The organism is Enhygromyxa salina, from assembly GCF_000737335.2.
In the GTDB taxonomy this organism is placed as follows: domain Bacteria; phylum Myxococcota_A; class Polyangia; order Nannocystales; family Nannocystaceae; genus Plesiocystis; species Plesiocystis salina_C.
In genome coordinates this window covers 1-19,948 of record NZ_JMCC02000038.1, presented here as the reverse complement: position 1 = coordinate 19,948, position 19,948 = coordinate 1, and the positions used below count along the sequence as shown (strand labels likewise).

The window sequence follows — 19,948 nt, the reverse complement described above, 5'->3', positions numbered from 1 at the left end:
GCGGCATTGAGCACCCGTCCAAAGGCAGCGACACACGTGGTCCCCCCAGACGCCGAGGACTTGGCCCTCGTAACCGCCGTCAAAGGCGGAGACAAACGTGCCTTCAAGGTCCTGATGCAGCGCTATCAGCGCAAGGTCTACGCGGTTGCCTACGGGTTTCTTCGTAACCAAGAGGACGCGCTCGATGTCGTCCAAGAGAGCTTCATCAAGGTCCACCGCTACATCGGCAAGTTCGAAGGCAACTCTAGTTTCTACACCTGGCTGTACCGAATCGTGGCGAACCTCTGCATCGATCATCTGCGCAAGGCCAAGCGGCACCGCGACGTCGAATTCGATGACGGGCTGCGGCACGACGGCAAGGACGAGCCACCGTCGGACTTGCTGCCGCATCTGGCCCAGTTTGGAGATCCGTCGGACATGTTGCGGCGCAAAGAGATCCTCGCGGCAGTCGAAGCCAGCCTCGAGCATCTCAGCGACAAGCACCGCGCGGTGATCGTCATGCGTGAGCTGCAGGGCATGTCCTACGAGGAAATGGCGCAGAGCATGAAGTGCTCCAAGGGCACGATCATGAGCCGCCTGTTTCATGCGCGTCGCAACATGCAAAAGCTCCTCACGGACCGGCTTGGCGCATGCGTGCCGGCCCAGGACGCCACAGAGATCGAAGCGCGCGCGCTCGAGCGCAACGCCAGCCATGGGCTACACACCGCCGGTGTCGCGGGCGGAGGGATCTGATGAACAACCAGTCCATCGTTACGGAATTCGACGAGCAACTGTCCGCCTACTTTGATGGGGAGCTCGGTGACGGCAGCTTGGACGCGGGCGACGCCGAGTCGCTGGGTGCGACACTGCGAGCGCTCGTCAATGCTGAGACTCCGGGCGATCTCGACAGCGACGAAGAGCTGGCCGCAAAGTTGGCGGATCTCGCGTTCATGCGAACGATGATCGTTGGCGCGCTCGAGCACCAGGCAGAGCGCGTCCCCGAAGCCCGCTTCGAGCAAGTTTGGGATGGCTTCGAGCAGGCGCTCGAGCGCGAGTCCCGGCTGCAAGAGGCCGCCGAGGCGCCGCCTTCCGTGTGGCAGCGGCTGTCCGAGTGGATTCGGCCCGTTCGGCTGCCGCTCGCGGTCGTGGGTGCAGCCGGCGCGCTCGTGTTGGTGTTCGCTCGCTCGGCCGGGGCGCCGAACGATGTCGGGGCGCACGACCCGGCGGTCGCCGCGAATTCGCAGCCCTCGAATACACAGGATGAGCCGGCGTCTGATGCCGAGCCCACAGCGCAGGCGCGCACCAACCCCGCGCCTGCACCGGCACCCGAGCCCGTTCCCCGGGTCGCCGTCGCCCCAGAACCACCCAGCCCCGAGATCGCCCCCGAGATGTACCCGCAGCCCGAGCCAGGTGAAGCCGAGATCCGCCGCATCGAATTTGGCGGACGGACCGGCACCATCTCGCAGGTCGAGGGCACGCGGGGCACGACCACGGTGATCTGGGTGACCGAAGACGACGGCCCTGTCGACAGTGAGCGTTCGCTATGACGCACCGCAGCACCTACTCGAAGTCCCTGGCCTTCTCATTGGCCCCGGCCCTCACCACCGCGCTCGTGTTCGGGCTGCCCGCGCTCGCCGGGGTGCTCGCGCTGGCGACCCCCAGCGTGTCGCAAGCCACGGTCCAGGACTCCGCCTGTCGGATCCACGCAGTCGAGGCGCTCGAGAAGGGCGAGGGTGGGATCCCCGCCAACCTCGACTTCTTGGCGGATCGCCTGCGAGCCCCTGAATTCGCCCGCTACAGGGAGTTTCGCTTGATCGACACGCTCGACTTCAAGCTCGAGCTCAACAAGGTCGTCGATCACAAGTTCAAGTCCGGTCACAACGTCGAGCTGACGTTGCTCGGCGAGAAGGACAGCAAGCTCGAGCTCAACACCAAGCTCAAGCGGGGCAGCTCCAACCTGGTCGACATGGACTTCGTGGTCGGCAGCAACCAGATCATGTTGATCCCGGTCAGGCGCGGCGATCAAACCATCATCTTTGCGTACCAGTGCAAGCACCGATAGCGAGTGCGCATCAACGGCGAGGAGCGGGGGGCCTGAGGTCCTCCGCTTTCGCATTTGGTATCGGTCTCGCCCGCGAGGCTGACGTCGATTGCGCGGTCGGCCGCGCGGGACGAGATCAGCCCCGCCACGCGTCGAGCCAAGAGTGCCTGCGCTATGGTCCCAGAGCATGATCGAGGCCTCGCCTCCGAGCCGTTCCACGAGCGGCGCCGCCCACCGTGCTCCTCGTCGCCGCCCGCGATGGGGAAGGATCGCTGCGTGGAGCGGCGGCGCGCTGGGGCTCGTGCTCCTCGTGTCCGCCGTCGCGATCTTCACGGCGCCCCGCTGGGGTGCTGGCAGGATCAAGGCCGAGCTCGAGCGGCGGGTCGGCGCTCGCTTGGGCGCCGAAGTCGAGATCGCCGAGCTCACGGCCAACTGGAGCGGCGCCGAGCTGCACGACGTCACCCTGCGGCTCGCTGACCTCGACGCGCGCGTCGACGCTGTCCACGTGAGCGTGGATCGGCAAGCGCTGTGGTCGGGTCGGGTCGAGGTTGTGGAGATCGAAGCGGTCGGCGGATACCTCCACGGCAGCCGCGACGCGCTGACACAGATCGTCCAAGAGCTGCGTGAGCTCGAGGGCGAGGCCGAGGGCGCGCACGGATGGTTGCGCCGGCGCACTCGCTTGACCCCCGACGCGGTCGAGCTGCGGGGCCTGAGCTTCACGCTGCGCGACGGCGATCGGCGAGCGACTGGCAGCATGGCCGCGACGGTCGAGCCGGCCCAGCGGCGCGTCGAGCTGCGCGTCACCAGTCTGGTCGCTGAGCTCGGCCTGGGTCGTCCGCTGCGCGCGGCGTCGCTGCGAACGTCGCTCGAGCAGCGCGACGGAGAGCTATTGTTCCCGATCACCTCGACCCTGGCTGGAGTCGCCGCCGAGGTCGACGAGAACATCGCCGTGGCCGGCGTACATGGCACGATCACAGCGCACGATCGCGACGCCACCGAGATCAGTGTCGACCTCGCTGGCGGCTTCGCGCAGCTCGGCGCCAACGAGGAGGCCGAGATCGAAGGCGGAGATCTGTGGTCTGTATCGGGCCGGTTCGCGCGTGATCTCTCGGCCGGAAAGATCGCCGTGGACATGGCCGCCTTCGAGCTCGGTCGGGTCCCCGAGGTGCTGGCCAGCCTGCCGGTCGTCGAGTCGGACCTTGCGACCCTCGGCGGGCATCTCGAGATCGATTTTGGCGACGGCGTGGCGCAGCTCGACGGCAAGCTGAGTCTGGCGGGTCTCAACGTCAGTCATCAGCTGCTCGCGCGCGACGTGGTGCGCGACGTCGGCTTCAGCGTCGAGATCGACGCGTTGGTGGATCCCGCCGCGCGCAAGTTGTCGGTGCGCCGGCTCGCCGTCCAGCGGGCTGGGGTCGTGCTGCTCGTTCGCGGCGAGCTGGTCCACGCCCGGGTCCGCGAGCAGCGTCGCTACCAGGTCGATCTCGAGATCCCTGCGGTCGGCTGCCAAGAGGTGCTCGACGCGATCCCCCGCGAGCTGGTGCCCGGCCTGGCTGGCTTCGAGTTGGAAGGGCAGTTCGCGGCGCACGTGAACGTTGACGCTGACTTTGCGGATCTCGCAGCGTTGAAGCTCGACGCCGACATAGACTTTGAGGCGTGTCGGGTACGCGCCGCCCCCCGCCTGGCCAGCGCGGCGCACCTCAACGGCGGCTTTGTCCACCGCGTGACCATGCGTGACGGGCGGACGCGGCGGGTTGGGTTGTACGCGGGATCGAGCAACTACACGCCCCTCGACGCGATCTCTCGCTACATGGCGGAGGCCGTGCTCACGACCGAGGACGGCAGCTTCCGCCGCCACGACGGCTTCAACCGGTCGCAACTCGAGGTCGCGCTGCGTCGCAACCTCGAGTCGGGCAAGGTCCGCCTGGGGGCTTCCACGATCACCATGCAGATGGTCAAGAATGTGCTGCTCAGTCACGAGCGCACGCTCTCGCGCAAGCTGCAGGAGCTGTTCTTGACCTGGTGGGTCGAGCAGGCGCTGAGCAAGCAGCGGATCATGGAGCTGTACTTGAACGTGATCGAGTTTGGCCCCGGGGTCTACGGGGTCACCGACGCCAGTCGCCACTATTTTGGCAAGCACCCCGGCGAGCTGAGCTCGCTCGAGGCTGCGTACCTGGCTTCAATGCTGCCCAGCCCCGTGCGTCGCCACGTCTATTATTGCGACGATCAGCTGAGCGAGCGCTTTGATCAGAAGGTCCGCTGGATTCACGATCTCATGCTCGAGCGCGAGCGGATCACCGCGCAAGAGCACGAGGTCTACGCGGCCACGTTGATCAGCTTTGATCCCTACGAGCGTGGCGATCCCGAGGCGTGCCTCGAAGAGATCGAGACGCTGATGGCCGCGACCCAGACCCAGCGATCGCTGTCTGGCTTGCTCGGAGACGGCGGAGACACGGGGGACAGCCTGGACGCGGTGGATTGGGGCGCGACCGCGCCCAGCCGCACCTGGGGCGTGCGCCCGCCGCTGCCCGTGTTCGATCCCAGCGGCGCGGAGTGGTTCGGTCCAGACGGCGAGCGCGCCCCAGGCCAACGGCTCGAGCCCTCGCTCCCGCAGGATCCCTTCGAGCACGATCCCGCCAATTCCGACGCGCCCGGGATCCCGGCAATGGACGAGTGAGGCGCGATTGTTTAGCAACTGCGGTGTGACGCGGAGCGCAACCCAGGGAGGACGACCGTGAAACGCGGCGAATTCGAGCGGCTCGCCGCGCACTACGGCGCGCCGGCAATTGTCGCTGGCCTGCGAGACTTCGTGAGCGAGAACCGGCGGGCGCGGATCGAGACCGTCCTCGCCGGCCGCCTGCGCAGCGTCGCGGTTGCGATCGAGAACCCCTATGACCCGCACAACGCTGCGGCGGTGGTGCGCAGCGCCGAGGCGGTCGGCGCCTGGACCGTGCACGTGATCGCGGCCAGCCAGCGGATCTTGCAGGCGAGCGGGACCACCAAGGGCACGCATCACTGGATCGAGACCCGCCACCACGACGGGCTCGAGGAATTCTTGTCCGCGCTCGAACAGCCATCGGGGCCAGGCGCTGACAACCCATCGGGAATGCTGCTGGCCGGTGCGTGCGTCGACGCGACGCACATGCTCGAGGAGTTGCCGACCGACCGACCGATCTGCCTGCTGTTCGGCAACGAGCACGCCGGACTCAGCCCAGAGGCCCAGGCGGCGTGTTCGGTGCGGTTTCGCATTCCGATCCATGGCTTCGCCGAGAGCTACAACCTGTCGGTCGCCGCGGCGCTCAGCCTCTACTCCCAGACCACCCGGCGCCGCGCGACCCTGGGCCGAGCGGGTGATCTCGATGACACCGCCGTCGAGCTCGAGCGCGCGCGCTGGTACATGCGCAGCGTCCAGCCGCGGCACGTTCGGGTGTTGTTTCCAAGCCTGGAGTAGACTGCGGCCGTGGTCGATCAAGTTCCGCAGCAAGGGGGCGCGAGCGTGGCTGAACAGGGACCACGCCAGCGCTACGCGCCGCCACGCTGGCTCAAGATCACGGTGCTGATCGTGACCATCACCGGCCTGCTCGGTGTGCTCGGCAGCGTCGCCGGCGTGGTGGGGATCTTCTGGTACTACGGCCGCGATGTCGCGGAGATCGACGAGGCCGCGCTGCGTGACTATCGGCCGCCCCAGGTCACGCGGGTGGTCGATCGCAACGGCACCCTGATCGGTGAGATCTTCAGCCAGCGCCGCACCTTCGTGGCCTACAAGGACATCCCGGCGCACGTGGAGAACGCGTTCTTGGCGGCCGAGGACGCGGACTTTTATCGCCACGAGGGCATGGACTACGTCGGCATGGTGCGTGCGCTGGTCGCCAACGTGCGCGCGCGCTCGCTTCGCCAGGGCGCGTCAACGATCACCCAGCAGGTCGTCAAGAATTTCTTGCTCTCCCAAGAGCGCACCTTCGATCGCAAGGTGCAGGAGCTGATCTTGTCCCGGCGCATCGAGGAGTTGCTCGACAAGAGCGAGATCCTCGAGCTGTACCTCAACGACATCTACCTGGGCCACGGTCGCTACGGCATCGAGGAAGCCAGCCTGTTCTACTTTGGCAAGGGCATCGCCGAGATCAACCTTGGCCAGGCCGCGCTGCTCGCGACCTTGCCCAAGGCGCCCAGCGTCGCAACGCCGTACAAGAACTACGACAAGGCCAAGACCCGGCAGGTCTACGTGCTCGAGCAGATGCAAAAGCACGGGTTCGCCAAGCCCGAAGAGGTCGCGCGCTACATCGAGGCCCCGCTCGATATCGTGGATCGCTCGCCCGACGCGGACGCGGACACCGAGACCGATCCAACGCGGGCATCCAAGGTCTCGCCCGGCGCCGAAGAATTCGTCGACGTCGCGCGGGCGGAGTTGATCGAGCGATACGGCGAGGAGGCGCTTGGAGAGCTCGGCGCGACGGTCACGATGACCGTGGATCTCGAGCTGCAGCGCCAGGCTCGCGCGGCGGTGCTCGATGGCTTGGTGGCGATGGACAAGCGCCGCGGATGGGGGCACGGGATCAAGCCAGCGAAGGCCAAGAACACCGCGCGCGCGATCAAGACGGGCGCGGCCGATGGTCCGCCGGTGGTTGGGCGGACGTATCCGGTCATCATCCAGGCGCGCGACGAGGCGCTGCCGCCCGCGGCGCTCAGCCAAGGCTTCCCGGCCGTGATCGGCGAGGACTTTCATGTCTGGGTGCAGGTCCCGGAGGGCAGCCGCTTCGACGATCCAAAGCTCTCGCACCTCGAGCAGTTCCCAGCGGGCGGGATCACCATGGGGCGGGTGCTCGCGCTCTCGCTGCCGAACGCGAAGGAGCGGGGCTTGCCTGAGGGCTGGGGCCTCGCAGAGATCGGCTCGGGGCCCGAGGCGGCCACGATCGTCACCGACGTCGACACCGGTGAGGTCCTGGCCATGGTCGGCGGCTACCGCTACGGGCGCGGCGACTTCGATCGTGCGATCGATGCGCGCCGTCAGCCGGGCTCCGCGTTCAAGCCCTTCGTGTATGGCGCCGCCCTGCAGAGCCAGCAGTTCACGGCCGCCAGCCTGATCGAGGACTCGCCAGAGATCTACGAGAAGTGGCGACCCACCAACTACGAGCGCGACGTCTACCGCGGTGAGATTCGCATGCGCGTGGCGCTGACCCACTCGGTCAACACCATCGCCATCAAGCTGCTCGACGCGGTTGGGATCGATCAGGCCATCGCGTTCGCCCGCGCCTGTGGGATCGAGTCGGCGCTCGAGCCCAACCTCTCGCTCGCGCTTGGAACCGCCGAGGTCACGCCCTTCGAGCTGATGCGTGGCTACTTGACGCTGGCCCGCGGCGGGTCGCGGATCGAGCCAATCTTGATCCGTTCGATCGAGATCCCGGGGCAGACCACCTGGACGCCCGATCGCGCGGTCGAGCAGGTGGTCGACGGCGGGCTGGTGTTCATCCTCGCTAGCATGATGCGCTCGGTCGTCGAGGACGGCACCGGTCAGCGGGCCAAGGCGCTCGGGGTCCCGGTCGCGGGCAAGACCGGCACGGCCGCCGAGAGTCGTGACGCATGGTTCGCGGGGTTCACCCAGGACTTGGTAGGGATCGCGTGGGTCGGCTTCGACACACCCAAGCCGATGAAGCGCGAGAGCGGGGGCAAGGCGGCGCTGCCGATCTGGCTGGCCGCGATGCAGGCCGCGGGGGAACGCCCAGGGCCGGTCGCGGATCCAGCCTTCGCGCCGTCCAGCTCACCGTTCTCGCCGCCGCCAAGCGTGAGCGTGCGGACGATCGACAAGGCGACCGGTCTGCTCGCGCCGCCGTTTGTGATCGACGCTGAAGGGATCGAGCGACCGCCAGCGGCAGACACGATCATGGAGGAGTACTTCATCCCGGGCACCGAGCCGACCGAGGTCGCGCCGGCGCTCGCCGAAGCCAAAGCCGACATCTTGCTCGACCTCTACGGTGACGAACCGGCCGACGCCGAGCTCGATGGGTTCGAAGCCCACGACGCGCCCCCGGGCGATGACTTCGCCGCGGATGAACCCCCAGCAGCTCCGGTTCCAAACCCCGAGCCAGCGGAGCCAGATCCGGGCGACGCTCCAGAGTCAGACGACGCGGCGGATCCAGACAACTACGACGGGCTGCCGTCGCTGTGACTAGTGCCGCACACCCTAAGTTCGATCCGGGTTATGCACGGCACTGAGGCCCAATGGCAGTGTCGCAGCTCCTAGCAGTACGCCCGGTACAGCGTCGTCGCCGCTCCTCGCCCTTGGGCCTCAGCTCCGCACCTAACCCGGAACGAACTTAGGGTGTGCGGCACCTAGTCAAAGTCGAAGGTGCCGTCGTACGCGTAGGTGTCGCGCTCGAGGCTGGTGAGCACCGCGGCCTCGATGTCTGCCGGCGTCGCGGTGGCGAAGTCGAGCCCATCGAAGAAGGTGTCGTAGGTCTTGATGATCGTCAGATCGCGGGCGAAGTTCTCTTTCTCCAGCCGCACGGGGAGTCCGCCCTCGAGCTTGGCGACATCGACGTGGGACACCACGCTCGCGTCGCTCACGATCTCGAACGGGACCTCCTCAATCATCGGGGCTTCGCCACGCCGCGCGACGCCGCGGATCACGAGCGTGTTGCCTTCGATCATTGGATCGCCGCCGACGATGTGTTCATCGCCGCCCTCTGGGGGGATGAACGGCGCGAAGTTGACGTCGATCGTGCAGTAGACCCCATCGTTGACGGTGACGGCGCCTAGCGGGACGGACTCGAGGTCGTCGGTCGCAATGAAGGCCTCGGGGCAGGGGCCCCAAAACATCTCGATCGCCGTGCCCGTTTGCTGCTGACAGCGAACAAAGTGGACACTCGCGGTCGTGACCCGGGCCTCGCTCAACGCGATCTGCCAGCCCGTGTCGTTGAAAAATACCCGCGTGGTCTGGGAGTCGCCGTAGTTCGGGTAGCCGTCGGGGGTCAAGGTGCCGGCATGGGTCGCGAAGAACCGCACGGTGGCGACCGGATCCCCGTCGATCAGATCGACGAGTCCACATCCGGGGCTGGCGATTGCTACCAAGCAGCTGAGCGCCAAGATCGTTCGTCGGGGCAAGCTAGGCATCAGAGTCTGGAAAAGCTAACAGGCCACACAACTCGGTACAACGACCGATCGATGGGCTGCCCGAAGGGTGGGCGTGAAAACCGCCGGTTGTATTGTGTCGAATTCGAATGAATGGGACTGTCCATTGGACCGCTCGAATTGCTTCGTTCGGTTTTGCCGGCAGTACGGATCGTAAGCGAGCCAGGTCTGGCTGGGCGCGAAAATCGCGTCAGTATGGGAAATACTAGTGCACGCCCCACCGCTGCTGTGACCCTTCAGAAGCTGACGCTGATCGAATTCTCGACGCCGATGTCGAACTCTCGCAGCCGCAACTCCTTGCCTGCTGGGCAACCACCAAGACCAACCGGATCGCTGCAGAAGCTTGAAGGATCCGAGTCCCAGCGCAGCCGCAGGGTCAAGCGGATCGAGATGGGTTCGAGCAGCGTCACGTCGAGCATGGCCTCGGACAGCAAGCGAAGATCCGAGAACAGGTCGAAGCGCGGCTGCACGTAGGTCGTCGAGCTCATGTTCAGGCGGTCGTTGGCGGCGTAGATCAGGCTGAGGTACGAGCTCCAGCGGTGCACGTTCGTCTGCGGAGGCAGCGGGCTCAGGACCCGCGCCGGATCCAGGGACTCGTGCTCGAACATGTAGTCGGTGCCGAGCGCGAGGCTGAACTCGCCGTTGTTGACGGCCACGAAGCGCGGCCCAATCCCAAACAGCACGCGGCTCTTCAGCAGCAGAAATTCGTTGCGCTCGAGCTGGGTGAAGGCCTCGGCGGTGAGCCACGAGAGCAGCTCATAGTTGTAGCGCAGGTGCGCGTTGGCCTTGTTGACGAAGCGCGACTCGGGACGCAGCAGCTGCGAGAGCTCGTCGCTGGGCTGCGTGCGCGTGGAGACCTGGCTGCTGCCAAGCAAGAACGCGACGTGGCGGCCGTGGCGGTAGGCGAGCGAGGCGGAGCTGCGCAGATCGAGGCGGTTGGTGTTGCCAGCGGAGAAGTCGATCCCAAATTGCACGCCGCCGTAGAGGCCGTCTTGATCGGGGTGCAGTCGGACTTGCTCGACGTTGAGACCGGTCGCGGTCGCGGTCGCGGACCACAGCCAAACAGCAAGAGCCAGCGCGGCGCCAAGCACCAGCGATCGCGCGCTCGGACGCCGACTCACGCGATGGTCCTAGCAGATCGTGCCCGACTACCCAAGCGCGGGACCACGCGAGGATCGGACGCCCCGCCGCGACGTTTTCGACGGCGCGGTCTGGTACATTCGCCGCGTGTCAGCCCGCAACGCTGTGTTGATCTTGATCGCTCTCGTGTGCGCCCTCGCCAGCCCCGCACCGGCGTGGGCGGGGCAGGGGGATCAGCAACCAAGTCGGCTCGAGCAGGGCGTCGACGAGGCGTTCGGCGTGGTGGTCAACGGGCTGAACACGGTCTTGTTCGCGCCGCTGTTTGCCAGCGAGGCGTCGGCGAGCAGCGACATTCTCGTTGATGAAGTCTCCGAGATCGAAGCCCTGGTCGCGCAGATCGAAGCCAAGGAATTCGCGCTCGAGAACGCGAGCCTGACGCTCACGGTGCCGGCCAGCGCGGTCACCGAGGAGCAGGCCGCGGCGCTCACGACCAAGCTTGGCGCGGCCGTGGTCCCAACGATCCCAAAGGGCACGCGCACGTTCACGGTCGTCCGCAGCGAGGACGCGAAAGGCTCGACGCTCGCGGCCAAGACCGGCGGGATCCCGATCATCGCGCTGTGGCTGCTGCTTGGCGCGGTGTTCTTCACCGTGCGCATGGGGTTCATCAACCTTCGGGGCTTCCGCCACGCGATCGACGTGGTCCGCGGTCTGTACGACAACCCCGACGACGAGGGCGAGGTCTCGCACTTTCAGGCGCTGGCGTCGGCGCTGTCGGCCACCGTTGGGCTTGGCAACATCGCTGGGGTCGCGATCGCGGTTGCGATGGGGGGTCCGGGCGCGGTGTTCTGGATGATCATCGCGGGGTTCTTGGGCATGTCCTCGAAGTTCGTCGAGTGCACGCTTGGGCAGGTTTATCGCAAGGTTCGGCCCGACGGTCGGGTGCTGGGCGGGCCCATGTCCTACCTGGACGCGGGCTTGACCGAGAAGGGCATGAAGCCGCTCGGCAAGGTCCTGGCCGTGATGTTCGCGGTGCTGTGCATTGGCGGGTCGTTTGGCGGCGGCAACACCTTCCAAGTCAGCCAGTCGCTGGGGATCCTGCGCACGCAGATTCCGCTGTTCGACAGCATGCCGTGGATCTACGGGCTGGTGATGGCGGCGGCGGTGGGGGTCGTGATCCTGGGTGGGATCAAGCGGATCGCGGCGACCGCAGAGAAGATCGTCCCGCTGATGTGTGGGATCTACGTGGCCGCGTGCTTGTTCATCCTGATCACGCACGTGGGCGCGATCCCGGCTGCGTTCGGCCGGATCGTGTCCGAGGCGTTCACGCCGACGGCCGGGCTTGGTGGGTTCGTGGGCGTGTTGGTCACCGGTATCCGGCGGGCGGTGTTCTCCAACGAAGCCGGCGTCGGCTCGGCCTCGATCGCTCACTCGGCCGCCAAGACCGAGTACCCGGTCCGCGAGGGCATCGTCGCGCTGCTCGAGCCCTTCATCGACACGATCGTCGTGTGCACGATGACGGGCCTGGTGATCGTGATCACCGGGGCGTACGAGAACCCCGACAACTTCGACGTGATCGCCAGCTCCGAGGGCGCAGCGCTCACCGCCAGGGCAATGGGGGCTGAGATCTCGTGGTTCCCGTGGGTGCTCACCGTCGCGGTCGTGCTGTTCGCGTACTCGACGATGATCTCGTGGTCCTACTACGGCGAGCGCTGCTTCGTGTACCTGTTCGGCGATCGGGCCTCGACCACCTACAAGATCATCTACGTGGTGTTCGTGTTCCTGGGCTCGATCATCACCGCCAGCAACATCCTCAACTTCGGCGATCTGATGATCCTGTCGATGGGCTTCCCGAACGTGCTTGGGTTGGTGCTGCTCAGCGGAACGGTCAAGGGGCGCCTCGACGCCTACATGGCCAAGCTGCGCAGCGGGGAGATGAAGCGCTACGAGCCTGGCGCCAAGCGAGACGCCACCAGTGGCTGAGATCGTGTCGCTGTTTGGGGGCGATGAGCCGGGTGGGGACTGGTCGCGGCTGATCGCCGTGCAGGACGCGAGCGCGGGCCTACGTGCGATCGTGGTGTTGCACAGCCTGGCCCGCGGGCCCGCGTTTGGTGGGGTGCGTCGGGTCGCGTACGCGAGCGAGCGCGCAGGCTTGGCCGACGCCAAGCGGCTCGCAGAGTCGATGAGCCTCAAGTGCGCGCTCGCGGGGCTGCCCGCAGGCGGCGGCAAGACGGTGATCTTCGACGGGCCCCAGCTCGATCGTGAAGCTGGCTACGCGGCGCTCGGTGACGTCATTCAGGGGCTGGGCGGTGCGTACGTGTGCGGGCCCGATGTCGGGACCGGCGAGGCCGAGCTCGCGGCGTTGCGGCGCGCGACCAGCTGGGTCAACCCAGCGCAGAACGACGCGAGCCGCTCGACCGCGGCGGGCGTGGTGTCGGGGCTTCGCGGGCTGTTGCGCGTGGTGTTCAACGACCCGAGCCCAGCCGGCCGGCGCTGCGTGATCCAGGGCTTGGGTGGCGTCGGCTCGGCGCTGGCGGCTGCGTTGCTGAGCGCGGGGGCGTCTGTGGCAGGTTGGGATCCCGATCCGTCTGCGCGCGCGCGGGCCAAGGCGCTGGGCGTGGAGCTGTTGGATCCGGCCGCGCTGGTGTCCGAACCCTGCGACGTGTTCATGCCGTGCGCGCTCGGCCACACGCTCACGCGCGAGCTGTGCGAGCGCGCGCCGTGGCGGGCGGTGTGTGGCTCGGCCAACAACCAGCTCGCGGATCAGGGCGCAGCGGCGGCCCTGCGGCAACGTGGGATCGCGTGGGCACCAGACTTCGTGGTCAACGCGGGAGCGGTGATCGAAGGGGTCGCGACGACGGTCGGCGCGGGTCCGCAGGGGGATCAAAGTGATGTCCGGGATCGCGTTGACCACGCCATCGAGGCGATCGCGGATCGTTGCGCGCAGCTGCTGTTGCGGGCCCGGGCCGAAGATCGCTGCGTGTCAGAGCTGGCGATCGAGCAGGCCCGCGCGGCCCTGCGCGGTCCCGTGAGCTGATGCGTTCAGCCGGTCGCGGCTCGCTGCCCAGGCCCAACCTGGATCACCCGGCCGCCACCCGCCACGTCTTCACTGGCGCCCTGCGAGGTTGGGGTGGTCGTCGCTTCCAGCTCGGCGTGTTTGCGGCGGGACAAGAACACGTGCAACGCGGTGAGCATGGTTGCGAGCGGGACCGGCTCGGTCAGCGGCAGCGCGCAGTAGACCGCGCCCAACATGCCCAACCCAACCGCGCGACTCAGGCGAGCGCCGCTGAGCCCGGCGACGATCGTGGTGAGCATGCCACCGACGAACAGCCCCATGACCAGGCCGATCGGACCTGCAGTTGCGAAGTCGGCCAGGTCGATCGCAAGCGCGGCGAAGATCGGCGCCCAGCCGAGCTTTCCGTCGGCGACCGTGAGCGCGGCCATGCTTCGGCGCAATCCAAGCCGGCGCTGGCCCCCGGTGACGGGGCGAGAAGGCTTGCCCGAGCTGACATTGGATCGAGCGGAAGCGCCGGGTTGGTCAGTCACGTCGCCGAAGGTGGATCGTGATCTCGTCAGGTCAACCTCGCTTGACAGATGCGTGAACGGGGCGCGAGCCTGATCCGCATGGATCGCGGTCGGAGGGGCTTTGTCGTCGGTCTTGGGGCGTTCGGGGCCTGCGCGCCGGCGCTGGGGTGTGGGCGGGCCAAGGCTCCAGCGGTCACCGAGGCGCCATCGGCCGCCGCCGGCCCTGGCGATGATCCGTTCGCGGAGCTGGCCGGGTTTTGTGACGGCGTCGAGCCGATCGCTGCGTCCGAGTACGAGCGCCGGATCGAGCGGGTCCGCGCCAAGCTGGCCGAGGCGGGGCAGGGGGCGCTGATCCTCGAGGCGGGGGTCGACATGCGCTACTTCGGCGGCCCCCGCTGGGGCCAGAGCGAGCGTCCCTTGATGTTGGTGATCCCCCGCGACGGCGAGCCGCTGCTGGTCGGCCCGGCGTTCGAGCGTGGGACCCTCGAGGCCCGCCGCGGTCCGCTGGCGTTCGCGGTGCGGACCTGGGAGGAGCACGAGAGCCCCTACGCGCTGGTCTTCGCCAGCCTGAGCGACGCCAGGATCAAGGCCGAGGCGATCATCGCAACGGGGCCGGCCACGCGCAGCTTCGTGATCGATGGCCTGCGCGACGCGGCCCCGAGTCGGAGCTTCGGCCCAGGGCAGGCTGCGATCGAGGCGTGTCGGCGGGTCAAGAGCCCAGCCGAGCTCGCGCTGCTGCGTCGGGCCAACGAAGCCACCAAGCGCGCGATCGAGTCGGCCGCGGCCCACGTGCGCGCGGGCATGCACGAGCACGAGTTCGCCGATCACGTGCGCGCGGCTCAGCTCGCCGCGGGCCTGGACAACGTGTGGGTGCTGGCGCTGTTCGGCCCGAACGCTGCGTATCCCCACGGCACCCCCGAGGGGCGCGAGCTGGCGCCGGGTGACCTGATCTTGGTCGACACCGGCGGCTTCTTGCACGGCTACGCCAGCGACATCACCCGGACGTGGGCGTTTCCCGAGCCGTCGGCGATCGACGCGGATCGCCAGCGCGCGTGGGAGGTGGTGCGCGCGGCCCAGACCGCCGCGCTCGACACGATTCGCCCAGGAGTTCGCTGCGCCGAGGTCGACGCCGCCGCGCGGGCGGTCATCGCCGCCGCTGGCTTTGATCCGGACTACGGCCACTTCAGCCACAGGCTTGGCCACGGGATCGGGATGGAGGTGCACGAGGCCCCGTACTTGGTCCGCGACGCCGAGCATCGGCTCGAGGTCGGCAACACCATGTCCGACGAGCCGGGGCTGTACCTGGCCGGGCGCTACGGGATCCGACTCGAGGACATCGTCGCCGTCACAGCAGAGGGGGCCGAAGTGTTTGGCCCGCGCGCGGACTCGCTGGCCGCTCCGTTTGGGGGGTAGTCGGGCGTGGTCTGGCCGGGGCCGCGACGACCAAGTACCCTCGCGGCGTGGCTGACGAGCCCGCGATCTCGCTGCAGGGGCTCGAGAAGAACTTTCGGGTCAGCCAGCGCGAGCCTGGGCTGTGGCCGGCGATCCGGGCCCTGTTCCGGCGTGAGTGGGTCGAGGTCGCGGCGGTCGCCGAGCTCTCGTTCGAGATCCAGCGCGGCGAGCGGGTCGGCTTCTTGGGCCCCAACGGCGCGGGCAAGACCACCACGCTCAAGCTGCTCGCTGGCCTGCTGTATCCAAGCGGCGGGCGGGCGCGGGTGCTTGGCTTCGACCCCGCGGATCGGCGACCCGAATTCTTGCGCCGGATCGCCCTGGTCATGGGCCAGAAGCGACAGCTGAGCTGGGATCTGCCGTCGCTCGATACGTTCGAGTTGAACCGCGTGGTGTTTGACGTCCCCCGCGAGCTGTATGAGCGCCGCCTGGCCGAGATGACCGAGCTGCTCGATCTTGGCGAGGTCGTGCGCAAGCCCGTCCGCACGCTCTCGCTCGGTGAGCGCATGAAGTGCGAGCTGGTCGCGGCGCTGCTGCACGCGCCCGAGGTGCTGTTCCTCGACGAGCCGACGATCGGCATGGACGTCTCGATGCAGCTGGCGATCCGCGAGTTCATTCGCGAGTACCACCGCCGCCACGGGGCGACCTTGGTGTTGACCAGCCACTACATGGAGGACGTCGCCGCCCTGTGTGAGCGGATCTTGGTGATTGATGAGGGCCGGCTGTGCTTCGACGGGAGCATTGGCGAGCTGGTCCGACGGATCCGACCGCTGCGGCGGGTTGCGATCCGCGTGACGCAACGGCTCGACGAAGGTCAGGAGCGCGCGCTCGAGCAGCTTGGCCAGCTCGCGCTGGTCGGCCCGCCGCGCCTGGCCTTGGACGTCGATCCCGAGCGCGTGCCCGAGGTGGTGGCCAGGTTGCTCGCGGTTCCAGGCGCGCGCGATCTGGAGGTCCAGGATGCCCCGCTCGAGGAGGTCATGCGCGAGCTGTTCGCGCGGCGAGCTTCGGTCCGCGAGGGCGCCACGGACACCGGGGACGGCGCGTGAGCGGGGTCCAGCTGCGCAAGCTCGGCGCGCTGTGGCGCCTGGGCGTGGCCGAGGCCACCGCGTATCGCACCTCATTGTTGGTCTGGGTGCTGGCCACGACCATGCCGTTGATCAGCCTGGTGTTGTGGCGGGCGCTGGCGCGTGGCGGGCCGATCGGCGACTACGATCAGGCCGGGTTCGACAGCTACTTCATCGCGGCGTTCGTGGTCCGGCAGCTCAGCGTGTCTTGGGTCGTCTGGGATCTCGACGGACAGATCCGCACCGGGGCCCTGAGCGCGCTGCTGATGCGCCCGGTCCATCCGGTCGCGCACCACGTGATGATCAACCTGGCCGCGCTGCCGCTGCGCACGGCCCTCGCGGCGCCGGTGGCGATCGCGGTGCTGTTGGTCACGGGGGGCATGTCGATCACCACCAACCCGGTGGCGCTGGCGCTGGCGATCCCGGCGCTGGTGTTGGCGTGGTGTCTGAATTTCCTGACCCAGCTGGCGATCGGCTGCCTGGCGTTTTGGCTGACCAAGGCGGCCGCGCTCTACGACGTCTGGATCGGGGCGTACGTCGTGCTGGCAGGGTACTTGGTGCCGACCAGCCTGTTTCCTGCGGGGTTGGCCGAGGTCGCGCGGGTGCTGCCCTTTCACGCGGCGCTGGGGTTCCCGGTCGAGCTGTTGATCGGGCGGCTGTCGTCGGCGCAGGCGTTGGCGGGCATTGGTCTGCAGCTGGTGTGGCTGGTCGTGATCGGGGGGATCGCGGCGCTGGCCTGGCGCCGCGGGCTGCGAGCATACGGGGCGTTCGGGGCATGAGCGCGGGCTTCGAGCACGGCGCGGCGCGCCGCCACCTGCGGTTGCTTGGCGCGCAGCTGCGGCTGTCGACCCTGGCCGCCCTCGAGTACCGGGTTGGGTTTTGGACCGAGGGCGTGGTCGGATTGGCGTGGAGCCTGGGCGGGGTCGTACCGTTGGTGGTTGCCTTCGAGCACCGCTCGGACGTCGCGGGTTGGGGGCCCTGGGAGCTGGTCCTGCTCACGGGGTTCTTCTTGATCATCTCGGGGGTGTACGCGGCCGTGGTCCAGCCGGCGGTGTCGCGGTCGATGACGCAGATCCGCACGGGCACGCTGGACTATCTGCTGCTGCGTCCGGTCGATCCGCTGGCCTCGTGTCTGACGGCGCAGTTCGAGCCGTGGAGCTTGATCGAGACGCTGACGGGGATCGTGGTGGTGATCGTGGCGACCGCGAAGTTGGGCCTGTCGCCAAGCGTTGGGCAGCTTGGCGCGCTCGCGGTGGTGTTGGTGTGCGGGCTGCTGTCGTTGGTCGCGCTGGGCGTGCTGATGCTCAGCGCGAGCTTCAAGGCGATGGAGCTGCAGAACCTGACGTCGCTGATGGAGACGCTGCTGGGCTTCGCCCACTGGCCGGTCTCCGTGTTTCGTGGCCCGCTCAAGCTGGTGTTCACCTTCGTGGTGCCATTTGCCGTGATGACCAGCTACCCGGCGCAGAGCTTGATCGGCGGGCTTGGCTGGGCGGAGCTGTTGGGCGCGGTTGGGACCACGCTCGCGTTGACGGTGGGGGCGCGGGTGATCTGGGGGCGGGCGCTGCGTGGGTACACGTCGGCGTCGAGCTGATCGGCGTGGGACGCAGAATCTTCGGCGTGGTGGTTGGCTCGCATGTGTGACAACAGCAACAGCCTTGCTTCGAACGAGTCTGATCGCTCCGCTCGCCTGCGCGCTGCTGCTGCGTGAGACCCTGTGCACCAGCTGCGTGGGCGGGGACGACTCGCCCTGCGAGTATGAAGTGGTCTCGCTCGCTGCCGACGCCGAGACCCCGTGGGGCACGACGCCCGCCGATGACATCGCTGCCCTGGAGGTCCCGCAGCACGGCACTTGGCGGTGGGGCGACAGCACCGAGTCGATCGAGATCGATCAGAGCGGCTTCGAGCAGCCTGCGTGGGCGACCTATGTCCACGACCCAACCACCATTCGATTCAGCGACCATGTCGCGGGCGGTCGCGGGATCGCGTGCGACGGGCAGACGGTCATGGTCGATGGGACGCTAACGATCACCGACGAGCAGGACGCCGTGATCCTCAGCGTCCCGGTCACCGCCCTGCGGCAAGACATGGCGGGGGATGCCTACGGTGCGTCGCCGCAGTACTCCCCGATCAGCCTGTTCTCGGACGAACTGCACGAGAAGGCCGAGTGGGACATGACTCAGGTGTTTGGCGCCATCCTGTGGATCAACGGAGGGCGGCTGTCGGGCGAGTTTTACTATCACGGCCAGTCCATGCGGACCGAGACAACCGGCGACGGCGTGGTCTCGCTCGTGGGCCTGTTCGAGGCCGACGAGTAGCCGCGTGCCAGCCACCGGTCGCGCGCTCGTCGAGCGGCCGCGCGAGCAGGGACTGCGCTCGGGGCCTCTGAACTCACCCCGAGCGCGAGCACCGGGGATCTTGGAGTACCATCGCCAGGATGAGCGTGCGCATCCGCGAACTCGCGACGGGCGTCGCCTCCTGCGTCCTGTTGGTCCCCGCCGGGTGTCGCAAGACCCCGACGGCCGTCGTGGACCCCGAGGCCGGGGGCGAAGCGGTGGCCAACAACTCGACGGCGGACGCCGACTGCGATCGGGCGCCGGCAGCCCCGGCGCGGCCGCGCCCCGGAACGAGCGGTGACCAAGAGCCGCCGGTCGTGCTTGGCGCTCGCTTCGTCGAGCGTGACCGCGTGCAGCTGACCTTCAGCGAGGCCCTCGCACCCACGGCGCAGGTCAACCCGCGGCAGTTTCGCCTGAGCATGGCCTACTCGACCACCGACTACGGGGCAGGCTACGCGAGCGGCTACTACTACGATCTGTCTGGCGGCGACAACTACGAGCCGCCGATGGTGGTGACCTCGCTGGTTGGCTACGACGATCGGCCCGAGGTGTTGGCGCTGCAGCTCAGTCGGCCGATCCCCGCCGAGCTGTGCAACGACCTCAACGAGCGGCGGTCCGACATGGCCAGCAGCGATCCGGAGTCGCGCGCGCGCGTTGGCGTGTTCCTGCACTACACGAGTCGCGGCAGCGTGGGGGTGCGTGATCTCGTCGACAACCCCATGGCGGACATGGGCGGGGAGTGGGCGCTGCACTACGGTGCGCGACACAAGACGCTGTACGGCAGTGAGCCGATCATGCGACTGGACTTGCTCGTCGAGCTCAGCTGTCCTTCTTCTTTTTAGACCCCCACAGGCGGCTTCGCACCGCGCGGTCACTCGCTTCGCTCGCTCCCAGTGGGCCGTTTGTTCGCGGGGGTATGTGTGGCCCCCTCGAAGGGGGCTCTCGTCTGACCACCTAGAGCGCCGATCAGTTTGGAGTCGCGTCGTCAGGTGCGTCTGGGGCCGTTCCTGACTAGGAGCGAGGCCGAAGCTGTATCCGGCATACTGCGAGCGCCGAGTCGACAACGGCAGGAGCGGCCCCAGATGTGCCTGGCGTCGTGAATTCAAACTGGTCGGTGCTCTAGAGGCTGGTGGGGGGCTCTCCATTTACGTGTTGTCTTTTGATGCACACAGGTATGTGTGGCCCTCGAAGGGCTCGAAGGGGGGCTCTTGTCTGACCACCTGGAGGCTGGTGGGGGGGCTCTCCAATTGCGTGTCGTCTGTTGATGCCCACGGGTATGTGTGGGCCCCCGGAAGGGCTGGAAGGTCATGGCGGAGCGGGCGCGGTGTGCGGGTGCTAGCGTCCGGGGATGAAACTCG

Annotated in this window: 17 protein-coding genes; 14 read left to right on the top strand and 3 right to left on the bottom strand. The window is 67.8% G+C overall.

Annotated features, from left to right (window positions below; genetic code table 11):
* Positions 1-60: 60 nt before the first annotated feature.
* The 6 genes from DB30_RS15770 (at position 61) to DB30_RS15745 (ending at position 8,180) form a co-directional block, all read left to right on the top strand.
* On the top strand, positions 61-732 hold the full coding sequence (locus DB30_RS15770; protein WP_240480245.1) for an RNA polymerase sigma factor: 672 nt from the start codon (positions 61-63) through the stop codon (positions 730-732).
* On the top strand, positions 732-1,526 hold the full coding sequence (locus DB30_RS15765) for a hypothetical protein (RefSeq protein WP_052549682.1): 795 nt from the start codon (positions 732-734) through the stop codon (positions 1,524-1,526). Before DB30_RS15770 ends, DB30_RS15765 begins: the two co-directional genes overlap by 1 nt.
* A complete protein-coding gene (locus DB30_RS15760; protein WP_052549680.1) occupies positions 1,523-2,041 on the top strand; it encodes a hypothetical protein in 519 nt (172 codons plus the stop codon). Before DB30_RS15765 ends, DB30_RS15760 begins: the two co-directional genes overlap by 4 nt.
* A gap of 289 nt (positions 2,042-2,330) precedes the next feature.
* Positions 2,331-4,694, top strand: coding sequence for a biosynthetic peptidoglycan transglycosylase (locus DB30_RS15755; protein WP_165703789.1), 2,364 nt, complete (start codon positions 2,331-2,333; stop codon positions 4,692-4,694).
* A gap of 57 nt (positions 4,695-4,751) precedes the next feature.
* Positions 4,752-5,468, top strand: a complete 717-nt coding sequence (locus DB30_RS15750) for a TrmH family RNA methyltransferase (protein WP_052549676.1) — start codon at positions 4,752-4,754, stop codon at positions 5,466-5,468.
* Positions 5,469-5,477: 9 nt separating this feature from the next.
* The gene (locus DB30_RS15745) at positions 5,478-8,180 is read left to right on the top strand and encodes a penicillin-binding protein 1A (protein WP_146659105.1); all 2,703 of its coding nucleotides are present in this window, start codon (positions 5,478-5,480) and stop codon (positions 8,178-8,180) included.
* A gap of 164 nt (positions 8,181-8,344) precedes the next feature.
* Here DB30_RS15745 and DB30_RS15740 read toward each other — a convergent pair whose 3' ends face one another.
* On the bottom strand, positions 8,345-9,115 hold the full coding sequence (locus DB30_RS15740; RefSeq protein ID WP_205632992.1) for a hypothetical protein: 771 nt from the start codon (positions 9,113-9,115) through the stop codon (positions 8,345-8,347).
* Positions 9,116-9,378: 263 nt separating this feature from the next.
* Positions 9,379-10,263: a DUF481 domain-containing protein gene (locus DB30_RS15735; RefSeq protein WP_146659101.1), complete on the bottom strand. Its 885-nt coding sequence runs from the start codon at positions 10,261-10,263 to the stop codon at positions 9,379-9,381.
* Positions 10,264-10,369: 106 nt separating this feature from the next.
* On the opposite strand from DB30_RS15735, the gene DB30_RS15730 reads away from it, so the two are divergent.
* The gene (locus tag DB30_RS15730; RefSeq protein ID WP_240480244.1) at positions 10,370-12,202 is read left to right on the top strand and encodes an alanine/glycine:cation symporter family protein; all 1,833 of its coding nucleotides are present in this window, start codon (positions 10,370-10,372) and stop codon (positions 12,200-12,202) included.
* Complete coding sequence (locus tag DB30_RS15725) at positions 12,195-13,256, top strand: Glu/Leu/Phe/Val dehydrogenase dimerization domain-containing protein (protein WP_052549670.1); 1,062 nt, start codon at positions 12,195-12,197, stop codon at positions 13,254-13,256. The genes DB30_RS15730 and DB30_RS15725 overlap by 8 nt, the downstream gene beginning before the upstream one ends.
* 5 nt (positions 13,257-13,261) lie before the next feature.
* Here DB30_RS15725 and DB30_RS15720 read toward each other — a convergent pair whose 3' ends face one another.
* The gene (locus tag DB30_RS15720) at positions 13,262-13,663 is read right to left on the bottom strand and encodes a hypothetical protein (protein WP_052549669.1); all 402 of its coding nucleotides are present in this window, start codon (positions 13,661-13,663) and stop codon (positions 13,262-13,264) included.
* A gap of 150 nt (positions 13,664-13,813) precedes the next feature.
* On the opposite strand from DB30_RS15720, the gene DB30_RS15715 reads away from it, so the two are divergent.
* From DB30_RS15715 to DB30_RS15690, 6 genes are all read left to right on the top strand, one after another.
* Positions 13,814-15,157 (top strand): M24 family metallopeptidase, encoded by a 1,344-nt coding sequence (locus DB30_RS15715; protein WP_052549667.1) that lies wholly within the window; start codon positions 13,814-13,816, stop codon positions 15,155-15,157.
* A gap of 47 nt (positions 15,158-15,204) precedes the next feature.
* The gene (locus DB30_RS15710) at positions 15,205-16,239 is read left to right on the top strand and encodes an ABC transporter ATP-binding protein (protein ID WP_146659099.1); all 1,035 of its coding nucleotides are present in this window, start codon (positions 15,205-15,207) and stop codon (positions 16,237-16,239) included.
* Positions 16,236-17,036, top strand: a complete 801-nt coding sequence (locus DB30_RS15705; RefSeq protein ID WP_052549664.1) for an ABC transporter permease — start codon at positions 16,236-16,238, stop codon at positions 17,034-17,036. The genes DB30_RS15710 and DB30_RS15705 overlap by 4 nt, the downstream gene beginning before the upstream one ends.
* Complete coding sequence (locus tag DB30_RS15700) at positions 17,033-17,848, top strand: ABC transporter permease (protein WP_052549662.1); 816 nt, start codon at positions 17,033-17,035, stop codon at positions 17,846-17,848. The genes DB30_RS15705 and DB30_RS15700 overlap by 4 nt, the downstream gene beginning before the upstream one ends.
* Positions 17,849-17,912: 64 nt before the next feature.
* A complete protein-coding gene (locus DB30_RS15695; protein ID WP_052549659.1) occupies positions 17,913-18,572 on the top strand; it encodes a hypothetical protein in 660 nt (219 codons plus the stop codon).
* Between the two features lie 119 nt (positions 18,573-18,691).
* The gene (locus tag DB30_RS15690; protein WP_052549657.1) at positions 18,692-19,432 is read left to right on the top strand and encodes a hypothetical protein; all 741 of its coding nucleotides are present in this window, start codon (positions 18,692-18,694) and stop codon (positions 19,430-19,432) included.
* Positions 19,433-19,948: the final 516 nt, after the last annotated feature.

Bases quoted from the DNA above. Each gene is read 5' to 3' on its own strand.
- DB30_RS15720 (WP_052549669.1), bottom strand. From the start codon at position 13,663: ATGGCCGCGCTCACGGTCGCCGACGGAAAGCTCGGCTGGGCGCCGATC.
- DB30_RS15760 (WP_052549680.1), top strand. From the start codon at position 1,523: ATGACGCACCGCAGCACCTACTCGAAGTCCCTGGCCTTCTCATTGGCC.
- DB30_RS15700 (WP_052549662.1), top strand. From the start codon at position 17,033: ATGAGCGCGGGCTTCGAGCACGGCGCGGCGCGCCGCCACCTGCGGTTG.
- DB30_RS15765 (WP_052549682.1), top strand. From the start codon at position 732: ATGAACAACCAGTCCATCGTTACGGAATTCGACGAGCAACTGTCCGCC.
- DB30_RS15715 (WP_052549667.1), top strand. From the start codon at position 13,814: ATGCGTGAACGGGGCGCGAGCCTGATCCGCATGGATCGCGGTCGGAGG.
- DB30_RS15690 (WP_052549657.1), top strand. From the start codon at position 18,692: ATGAGCGTGCGCATCCGCGAACTCGCGACGGGCGTCGCCTCCTGCGTC.